The organism is Sporosarcina sp. YIM B06819, assembly GCF_033485175.1.
Lineage (GTDB): Bacteria > Bacillota > Bacilli > Bacillales_A > Planococcaceae > Sporosarcina.
Genome location: NZ_JAWLIQ010000018.1, coordinates 73,852 through 83,501, shown reverse-complemented (window position 1 = coordinate 83,501; position 9,650 = coordinate 73,852). Strand labels below are relative to the sequence as shown.

Sequence of the window (9,650 nt, the reverse complement as noted above, 5' to 3'; positions counted from 1 at the left end):
ATGAACTCGACGTTGTATCTGTTATTGATTATTTGAATGACAAAACAACTAAGCAATTTAATGCGTCTTCAAAGGCGACAGCTCGATTAGTGACAGCGCGTTTGCGTGAAGGGTATTCGGTATTTGATTGCCAAAAAGTCATTGATACGAAAGCGAGAGAATGGCTGGATGATCCACGTTGGCAGAAGTATTTACGTCCTTCCACGTTATTCAATGCGACGAATTTTGAAAACTATTTGGAAGAGTCGAGGGGCATCAAGTCACCAGCAAGCGGTCCGCCAAAGCCATTCGAATTAGACTTTAGCAAAGGGGAGACGTGAAGGGGGCGTCATGAATAGATTGAAAAAGTGTGTTAGGGTCGATGCTGGCGCGAATGTATTTTTAAGCGATGACAGGTTCTACAAGTGTGGCGCAAAAAAGAAACTCCTCCAAAATTGAAACGTTTCTTCGTCAGTATCGTATGAAAGATATAAGGATTGACTGAACATAGTCTTTCGATACGGGGGGATTACATGAGACAGCTGTATATTAAGCAAAAAGTATTTAGCCTAAGCGGCAAGTTTTCAGTGAAGGATGCAGAGGAGAATGAAGTGTATTTCGTAGAAGGAAGCTTCATGCAAATACCGAAGACGTTTTCCATTATGGATGCGGGCAGGCAGGAAGTGGCGATGATTACGAAAAAAACCTTTAGTTTCCTACCGACTTTTTTTGTCGATGTGCACGGCCATGAAACGGTAATGATTAAAAAGCAATTTTCTTTTTTGAAAGCACGTTATACAATCGATGCGGCAGGGATAGAAGTACGGGGAAATTGGTGGGATATGAATTTCGAAGTGTACCAAAATGGGAATCTGATTGGCGCTGTCAGTAAAAAGTGGTTTACATGGGGTGATAGCTACCAGTTGCAAATTGCGAATGATGAAATGGAGCCTCTCCTCGTGGCACTCGTTGTGGCGATTGATTATGCGAAAGCTGCCCAGGCTGCTGCGGCTGGTGGGGGATGAATTAAAAGTACGATCTACAATTATAGAAAACGTCACTAGATAGGCTATACTCAATTGTATAGAAAAATCAACATCAACTACTAAAACAACGAGGTTAAATACATGAGTGAAAGAATTTTCGAAGACTATCAATTAAGCGATGACATCACAAGAGCCCTTGCTTTATTGAAATATAAAACGCCAACAGAGGTTCAACGTGAAGTCATACCACGAGCCTTAGACAAACAGGATCTTGTAGTGAAATCTCAAACGGGCAGTGGCAAGACGGCGGCATTTGGTATCCCACTTTGCGAAATGATTGACTGGGAGGGGAAAAATCCACAAGCATTGATTCTGACACCTACCCGGGAGCTTGCTGTTCAAGTGCAAGAGGATGTAGCAGCGATTGGCCGAGTTAAAGGAATTAAAACCATAGCGGTTTACGGCAAAGAATCATTCGCACAACAGCAGCAAGATTTGGAACAAAAACGCATATTGTTGTCGGTACACCCGGTCGTGTAAGGGACCATATTGACAAAGAAACAATCATTGTAGATGACATAAAGTATTTGATTATAGATGAAGCAGATGAAATGCTTAGCATGGGTTTTGCTGCCCAAGTGGAAGCGATTATTGAAAAATTGCCTTCCACTAGAGTAACGATGGTTTTTTCCGCTACATGGCCTACAAATGTTGAGAATCTTTGTTCTAAATATATGAAGAATCCTGTAACTATCCAGATTGCTTCTACGGGAATCACGACGAGTGCGATTGAACATAGCGTGATTAAAGTAAAAGAAGTAGGGAAAATGGCATTACTTAAAAATGTGACTAGTAGTGAAAACCCTGATAGTTGTATCATCTTCTGCAAAACGAAAAGACAAGTGGACACTGTGTTTGCAGAGTTGGAGAAATCCAACTATTCCTGTGAAAAAATTCACGGTGGAATCATACAAGAACATCGATTTGCGGTGATGGATGGCTTCAAAATGGGCAATTTCCGTTATCTCGTGGCAACCGATGTGGCGGCAAGGGGTATCGATGTAGAGCATATTTTACTTGTCATCAACTACGACATGCCAATGGAAAAGGAGAGCTATGTCCACCGAACTGGCAGAACCGGGCGTGCTGGTAAAAAAGGAAAGGCCATTACGTTTGCAACGCCTGCTGACAGCGAGCTCCTTGCAACCATTGAAACCTACATTGGCTTTAAGATACCTGTACGGAAAAACGCTTTCGAGGAAAAACTAGGTGGTCGTCGGGAAGTAAAAAACAATAATATGATGAAGCTCCATTTCAACGGTGGAAAAAAGAAAAAGCTTCGGGCTGTAGATTTTGTTGGAACGATTGCGAAGATTCCTGGAGTAACAGCAGATGATATTGGTGTGATTACGATAGAGGATAGTTTGACTTATATTGATATGCTGAATGGTAAGGGGTTGTTGGTTTTGCAGGCGATGAAAGAGACTACGATTAAAGGGAAGAAGCTTACGGTTAGTCAGGCGGTTAAAAGCTGATTTGTTTGAGTGGGGAAGTGTGCAGGTGCAAAGCTGAAACTGATGCAATCTACTCACACGGGTGCCAGGCCACTGCAACCATTCGCGTCCTTCCGCGAATGGTTGCAGTGACTGGCTCTCGTCTATTAGCGCAATTGCTTACTCTGTTTATCCGTTGTACGCGTCAGCGTGCTGATAGTATCGATTAAATTGGATGTCAGTAAACGTACCTCAGTCATCTTCTACTTCCAGCAAAAAGATCCGTTCATTAAATCCTCCACGTTGCACGGCCTTCTCCACTCTCACCTTTTCAAGCTCCTCAAAAGTAGAGCCATGATAGACAGCGGCGGCATGAATGAGTTCCAATAGATCCGCAAGTTCTTCAAGTGCGTCGGCAGTCGTCGTTGTTTCCAAGTACTCAGCTAATTCCTCGCCTAGTTTGTTATTGATTTCTGTTATGTATTCAGTGTCGTTTAATAAGTGAGTTGTGAATGTTTTGCCGGATTTTTCGATGATAGCTGGGATATTGTCGCGTACAAGTTTGTTATAGATTGGCATGAGGTTATCTCCATTTGTTTAGATAAAAAACTGTTAATTATATGATAGCATGTTAACCTTCATATAAATAAAGAAAGTTCATTGATTTTAGCGGATAAGAAGTCAAAAAAAGTTCAGCAAATCACAATTGGAAAAAGATTATTCTGAAAACATTTGATATAATAAAATCAAACCATTTAGAAGGAGTGGGAGTTGATGGAAGAAACGTATGAAACAGATAGTTTAACAGAAGTACATAAGAAAAAAGTTGCAAAGTATCAAAGAAAGAAGAAAATGGAGGCTTTTCAACGGGCACTTGGTGAGTATCGTGAAACGATTGGCGATTGGAATTTGACTGATTTTCGAGATGCGGGAACGAACTGGCGAGAAACAAGCACTTTAAAATGTGACTGTGGAAAAAAGTTGCGCTATCAATACACAGTCACTAATCAGTCGACCGCAGAGATACACAATTTTGGTATTCATCATCTGAAAGCAGAAACAGGATTTTCTGATAAAGTGATAGGTGGAATTAAGAGACACTTGAATGCAGCAGAACGCGAGATTGAAGAAGTGGAGCAAAGATTACTAGACAACTGGACGCTTACTATTCAAATCCCCGACTCATTGGAGCTGCCAGATGAACTGAGAAGTACCTTTGATGAGGGATTGCCACTATCGAAGAAAGAAGAAGCGTTGCTTAGTGATCTTGTCATGCAGGCGCAAAGGAAAGAATGGGCGAGTAATCGTTCACAAAGAATAGTGGAAAAAGAGTACCACACGAAGCCGGTAAATATCTTTGGGGAATTAGATACGATGTACGGAGCAAAATGCAATGGTCCATTTGAATTAACGGATTCCGAAAAAGCATTTGTAGAAGGAATGCTACAAAGTGGTATTGGCAGCGCGATGGTCATCACAGAGGAGTTGCACAAGGCTGGACACTATTCAGCGCGTTTTTTAACAGGTCGTTCGAAACTGTATCCTCTTTGTGTCCTATATTTGGAACAATTAGTTAGTGAGGGGAAGGTCGTTTTACTTCAGAAGTTTGATATACGGGATTGGGTATATGAAGCAAGGATGAACGGTTAACAAACAGTAAAGGAGCACAAGCTATCGATCAGTTATTGAAAGAACATGATCTTGTCCATAAAAAAGAGAATCTATTGAAAATCGCAGCTTCCTCAATCGGAATGGTTAAAGAACTAGCAAATGAGGCTAATGATATGGTATTACTTTTTCAAATGGACAGCGATGAAAAGTTAGATGTCATGTGGGGCGATGTTGGGATTCTTTACTTTTGTATCGATAAACATGACTTGCAGGATAAGCAGTTTGAGAAGGTGAAGTTTACGCTCCAGTGTTATTGATGGTATCTGAAATATGCTGGTATGTTAGTCTTGGATTGGAGAATTAGGGAATTAGTCTATGTAATCGGGTTATGATAACATAAGATTACAAAGAAAAATTCATATCACTGGGGGAAATATCATATGGACAATCAATCATACTTCTATAAATTTCTAGAACCCATATCTAAAGAACTTGCCTACGTTGCCCGTGAACTTGAAAACAGTATATTTACCAGTCCGCGTACAATGCTTACGCATGCAAGAGTATTTGTTGAAAACATATTGCAACAAGTGATTCTGAAAGAAAAGCTTCCCGACGAGCCATGGACAAATTTAAAGGAACGACTTGATTTGCTCAATGAAAAAGGCTATTTAACAGCTGAAGTACGTGACGCACTTCATCATGTTCGACAAATTGGTAATAAAGCAGCCCATGATGCCCGAATGTTTCGCTATTCAGAAGCATTATTGTCATGGGAATCCGTCTATGTAATTGTCAAATGGTACGTCGAAGTGTATGGTCCATTAGATTTTACTGTTCCGGATTATCAAGATCCAACGCTTCGAACAGAAAGAGCTTATGATATCACTGAACTCGAAGTTCGGCTCAAATCACTTGAAGAACTCTTAATAGCCTCTGTTCAGAAGCCCAATGAAGAGCCGGTACATCAAGAAACTGCAGCAACTATTGTAGCGAGTAGACCAGCAGAACCTGAACAACCCGGTTTTACAACAATCCGAACACTTACATATAAGGGACAAACACTCGATGTTCCATACTTTTTACGTGATGCGTTTTTATTGCCACAGCGATTTGAGAAATCTGAGACGTTTCTTATTAGATTAGGTGCAGAACAACAAGCACGGATTATGAGTGAGTTACCGAATGATTTGGAAGGTCTGCACAAGCATGTAAAACGCTTTAATGAAAAGAACGAAGAGAATTTGTTCGAAGAATTGAAGAACTATATTGAAGAAGAAAAAATTAGAAGAAAGCTTCTAGTCGAGCGTCCAGGTGAATTGTTTTTTTTCTATAAAGCAGACCATATTGTCGTCACAGAAGAACTTTCTGGAATTCCATTTACTGCGGAGGAGTTTACAGGTAGTCCAAGCTTATTGAGACAACTGAATGAGGATCAGATTAAGACGGTTGGGCAGTTGCCAAAGGAACTGGTAATTCTTGCGAAGTATGAGAATGTTGGGATTGGGACTGTAGAGAAGTTGTTTGAGCAGTTGAAGGGGAAGTGCTTCCAAACTACACTTGCATAAAATGGGGAATCTGAGAAGGAGGTAAAAAAATGTATTTTGAATTGACCAATCAAGCACTCACCACAATTTTGTTGGACTGCATCCAATAGTATCCTTCCTACGATATTTGCAAAATATAAAAGTATCGTGGGATTTCCTGTGGCAAATGTACCATGATATATAGGGGAAAAAATACTAAAGTGAATCAAGAAGTGCCAAGCAAACATCCAGTTATTTAATTTGGATGTCTGCTTGGCACTTTTCTATTTCTTATCCATCGTCTCCAAAAACTCTTTAGTCGTATTCACCACATACTTAATCTCACCAAGGTCACGTTCCAATAAAATGCTTCGATGGATATCGATTAAGAGCTTTTTGTTCGAGATATCGTTGGCAGTATTTAGCCTCTGATAGTGGAAAAACTCCAACGGCGAAATGTCTAGTGCATCTATAATTTTGTCCAGTGTTTCTAATGTCGGATTACTTTTAAAAGTCTCAATCTCCGAAATACGGGCGTGTGCAATGCCCGCCATTTCTGCCAACTTCTCTTGCTTGAACCCCTTTTCTTCTCGAATAAATTTCAATTGTTCACCCACCAGTTTGATGAGCTCTGAACTCGCTGCCATTGTCAATCACCCCTTGATTAAAGGGTAAAGAATTTATTGGGAAATGATTATCAGTTAAAACGGACAATAATATTATAATATACGTTATAATGTACATTAAGGAGATTTTGTATGTAATATTTATAAGCGGCGAAAAAGAAAAGGCCTTCATATGCCTACTACAGATGGAGTGAATCTAATGATTGGAACAATGCTTGATAATAAAAGCAACGGAACTGTCGGTGATGCAGTTAGTCCTTACTTGAAAAAAGGCTATAAAGTATCCATCATGGCTTCGTTATTTAGTATTCATGCCTATGACTTTTTGAAAAGAGAATTGAATGATATCGAGTCTGTTAGGTTGCTACTTTCAGAGCCAGCATTCACACAGGCAAAAGAACATACTGGCAAAGGCACAAGACAAAGAGAGAGCATGTTGTCTGGTACACAACAAGAATACTTTCTAAGGAACAATTTGAACCAAGCTAAAATCGCCAAAGAATGTGCCGACTGGATCAAAAATAAGGTAGACGTAAAAGCAATGGTAGAACCTTCGCCTGCATTGAACGTTTACATTTCCCAAAACAGAAAAAATGAAGGAGCCGCAATTCAAGGAAATTCAAGCTTCACAGCTGAAGGACTTGGTTTTGTCAGTTCCCCCGCATTACATATGAATACAGCTACATCTGAAACACAAGATTTCATAAAATGGTTCGATGAAATATGGGAAGACCCTAACAAAATCGAGCCAATAAAGGAAGTGTTGTTAAAACGACTTGAGCTTCTCTATCGTGACCAAACACCTGAATTTCTCTATTTCGTCACACTCTATAACATTTTCAAAGAATATGTAGAAGAGTTTTCGGAAGATGAAATCATTAAGGAGAAAACAGGTTTTAAAGATACTGTCATCTGGAACAAGCTTTATAAGTTTCAAAAAGACGGTGTTGTAGGGGCAATTGACAAGCTTGAAAAATACAATGGCTGCATCATCGCAGACAGTGTAGGTCTAGGGAAAACATTTGAAGGACTTGCGGTCATTAAATATTACGAATTAAGAAATGATCGTGTTCTCGTACTTTGTCCCAAAAAACTACGTGAGAACTGGCTTGTCTATACGCAAAATGACAGACGAAATAGCTTGAACGCAGATCGATTTAACTACGATGTTCTGAACCATACCGATTTGAGTAGATATGAAGGGATTTCCGGGGACATAAATCTTTCTACTATCAACTGGGCAAATTATGATCTCGTTGTAATTGATGAATCACATAACTTTAGAAATAACTCAACCCGCAAAGACCGTGAAACCCGCTACTCACGTTTAATGAAAGACATTATTCAGTCTGGTGTAAAAACAAAAGTACTTATGTTGTCAGCAACACCGGTAAATAACAAGATGAATGATTTGAAAAACCAAGTGGCGTTCATCACCGAAGGTAAAGATGATGCGTTGAAAGATACAGGGATTGACAGTATCAATTCTACACTGCGTAACGCACAAACTATTTTTAATAGATGGTTAAAATTTAGTGAAAAGGAACGGACATCAGAAAGCTTATTAGAAATGTTGAACTTTGATTATTTTAGACTGTTAGACACGCTTACGATCGCTCGTTCAAGAAAACATATTGAAAAGTATTACAATATGAGCGAAATCGGGAAATTCCCTGACAGACTAAAGCCCATTAATATTAAAGCGGAAATTGATGAAGAAGAGACTTTCCCAAAAATTAGTGAGGTTAATCGGATTATCAATCGTTTGAATTTAAGCGCATATGCACCGTTAAAGTATGTACTTCCCGATAAACAAGAAGCGTATAGCCAGAAGTACGATATGCAAGTAAAGGGCGGTTCTGTTTTTAAACAAATAGATAGGGAATCGAGCTTAATTCATCTCATGCGTGTCAATATGTTGAAGCGAATGGAAAGTTCAATTAGTTCATTCGGATTTACGGTATCCAGCCTATTAAAGCGGATTGACGACTTGGTCGTAAAGTTAGAATCGCAAAAAAGTAATGCTAAAACAGATGTGTCTATACAAGATATCAATTTTGAGGATGATGACTTTGATGACCAATTGATTGGGTCCAAAGTCAAGGTGCTTTTACAAGATGTGGACCGTATTAAATGGCTACAAGATTTAAAAAGTGACCAGAAAATATTAGAAGGTTTACTTATTGAAACAGCAAAAATAACAGAAGAACGTGATGCAAAGCTTAACCATTTAAAAAAGGCGATAACCGATAAGATTAAAAATCCTTTAAATCCAGCCAATAAGAAAGTATTAGTATTTACAGCGTTTGCAGATACGGCTACTTATCTCTATGAACATCTATCGACTTGGCTGAAAGAAGAGCATGGTCTTGAAACTGCGCTCGTTGTTGGTTCAGGTAGTAATAAAACGACAATTCCAAAATTCCGACCCGAATTGAATGCTGTTTTGACCCATTTTTCACCGCTGTCAAAAGAGCGCAATAAAATCGATGATGGCACAACGGCTGAAATTGACTTACTCATTGCAACGGATTGTATTTCAGAAGGACAAAACCTACAAGACTGCGATTTTCTTGTCAACTACGATATTCATTGGAACCCAGTTCGTATCATTCAGCGTTTCGGACGTGTGGATCGGTTAGGTTCCAAAAATGATGTTATTCAACTCGTAAACTTCTGGCCGAATATGGAACTAGAAGAATATATCAGCCTAGAAGCGCGAGTCAGTGGGCGAATGATTTTACTCGATATTTCCGCTACTGGTGAAGAAAATGTCATTGATGAGTCAACGGGTCAGAAAATGAATGATCTCGAATATCGTGCAAAACAATTGAAACAACTTCAAGAAACGGTCATTGATCTTGAAGATATATCAGGCAGCATTTCAATCACGGATCTTACCTTAAATGATTTCAAGATGGACTTAATTGATTATATGGAAGTGAATAAAGGTGAAGTGACGAATGCGCAGCGTAGTTTGTTCGCTATCGCCAATAAAGAAATGCTACCAGAGGAATTCCAAGAAGAGGGAATCATTTTCTGTTTAAGACATACACAAGAAAGTAACAAAATAGACGAGAAAAGCGCACTGTATCCATTTTTCCTGGTCTACATGAATCCAAATGGAACCATAAAACTAGGGCATAGCAAAACGAAACAGATATTGGATCTCTTTAGGAAAGCTTGCCAAGGACAAAGAAGTATCCTTACAGACCTAGTTACCCTATTTAATGAAGAAACGAATTTTCAAGAAGATATGACCCCATATACAGGCCTTTTGAAAAAAGCCTCCGAATTCGTACTTGGTGTTGTGGAAGAAACAGGTATGACTTCCCTATTTTCATTGGGGCAATCAGCCCTTTTACAAAACGTAGCAGCATCAACAGATGATTTTGAAGTCATTTCATTTTTAATAATTAAGTAGGTGTA

At 39.2% G+C, this 9,650-nt stretch carries 8 protein-coding genes and 1 pseudogene; 7 read left to right on the top strand and 2 right to left on the bottom strand.

Annotated elements, in window-relative coordinates; translation table 11 throughout:
• The 3 genes and pseudogenes from R2B72_RS13290 to R2B72_RS13280 all read left to right on the top strand — a co-directional run.
• The coding region (locus R2B72_RS13290; RefSeq protein WP_318617100.1) for a conserved phage C-terminal domain-containing protein at positions 1–320 on the top strand (320 nt) is incomplete at its 5' end.
• Positions 321–512: 192 nt separating this feature from the next.
• Positions 513–1,004 (top strand): LURP-one-related/scramblase family protein, encoded by a 492-nt coding sequence (locus tag R2B72_RS13285; protein ID WP_318617099.1) that lies wholly within the window; start codon positions 513–515, stop codon positions 1,002–1,004.
• Positions 1,005–1,106: 102 nt separating this feature from the next.
• A pseudogene (locus R2B72_RS13280) lies at positions 1,107–2,500 on the top strand (DEAD/DEAH box helicase).
• A 210-nt stretch (positions 2,501–2,710) separates the two neighbouring features.
• Here R2B72_RS13280 and R2B72_RS13275 read toward each other — a convergent pair.
• Entirely contained in the window at positions 2,711–3,037 is a 327-nt protein-coding gene (locus R2B72_RS13275; protein WP_318617097.1) for a nucleoside triphosphate pyrophosphohydrolase, read from the bottom strand.
• A gap of 195 nt (positions 3,038–3,232) precedes the next feature.
• Here R2B72_RS13275 and R2B72_RS13270 point away from each other — a divergent pair, with 195 nt between their 5' ends.
• The 3 genes from R2B72_RS13270 (at position 3,233) to R2B72_RS13260 (ending at position 5,637) form a co-directional block, all read left to right on the top strand.
• Positions 3,233–4,108: a DUF3895 domain-containing protein gene (locus R2B72_RS13270; RefSeq protein ID WP_318617095.1), complete on the top strand. Its 876-nt coding sequence runs from the start codon at positions 3,233–3,235 to the stop codon at positions 4,106–4,108.
• Positions 4,109–4,209: 101 nt separating this feature from the next.
• On the top strand, positions 4,210–4,386 hold the full coding sequence (locus R2B72_RS13265; protein ID WP_318617105.1) for a DUF1963 domain-containing protein: 177 nt from the start codon (positions 4,210–4,212) through the stop codon (positions 4,384–4,386).
• A gap of 123 nt (positions 4,387–4,509) precedes the next feature.
• Positions 4,510–5,637, top strand: a complete 1,128-nt coding sequence (locus R2B72_RS13260) for a DUF4145 domain-containing protein (RefSeq protein ID WP_318617094.1) — start codon at positions 4,510–4,512, stop codon at positions 5,635–5,637.
• A gap of 242 nt (positions 5,638–5,879) precedes the next feature.
• On the opposite strand, the gene R2B72_RS13255 is transcribed toward R2B72_RS13260, so the two are convergent.
• Positions 5,880–6,242 carry a helix-turn-helix transcriptional regulator gene (locus R2B72_RS13255; RefSeq protein ID WP_318617093.1) on the bottom strand — a complete coding sequence of 121 codons (363 nt, stop codon included), beginning with the start codon at positions 6,240–6,242 and terminating at the stop codon, positions 5,880–5,882.
• Between the two features lie 178 nt (positions 6,243–6,420).
• Here R2B72_RS13255 and R2B72_RS13250 point away from each other — a divergent pair, with 178 nt between their 5' ends.
• Positions 6,421–9,645, top strand: a complete 3,225-nt coding sequence (locus R2B72_RS13250) for a helicase-related protein (RefSeq protein WP_318617092.1) — start codon at positions 6,421–6,423, stop codon at positions 9,643–9,645.
• Positions 9,646–9,650 lie beyond the last annotated feature (5 nt).

What these genes read in the sequence shown, in the direction of transcription:
- R2B72_RS13270 (WP_318617095.1), top strand. Translation starts at nt 3,233, where the DNA reads ATGGAAGAAACGTATGAAACAGATAGTTTAACAGAAGTACATAAGAAA.
- R2B72_RS13265 (WP_318617105.1), top strand. Translation starts at nt 4,210, where the DNA reads ATGGTTAAAGAACTAGCAAATGAGGCTAATGATATGGTATTACTTTTT.
- R2B72_RS13255 (WP_318617093.1), bottom strand. Translation starts at nt 6,242, where the DNA reads ATGGCAGCGAGTTCAGAGCTCATCAAACTGGTGGGTGAACAATTGAAA.
- R2B72_RS13260 (WP_318617094.1), top strand. Translation starts at nt 4,510, where the DNA reads ATGGACAATCAATCATACTTCTATAAATTTCTAGAACCCATATCTAAA.
- R2B72_RS13285 (WP_318617099.1), top strand. Translation starts at nt 513, where the DNA reads ATGAGACAGCTGTATATTAAGCAAAAAGTATTTAGCCTAAGCGGCAAG.
- R2B72_RS13250 (WP_318617092.1), top strand. Translation starts at nt 6,421, where the DNA reads ATGATTGGAACAATGCTTGATAATAAAAGCAACGGAACTGTCGGTGAT.
- R2B72_RS13275 (WP_318617097.1), bottom strand. Translation starts at nt 3,037, where the DNA reads ATGCCAATCTATAACAAACTTGTACGCGACAATATCCCAGCTATCATC.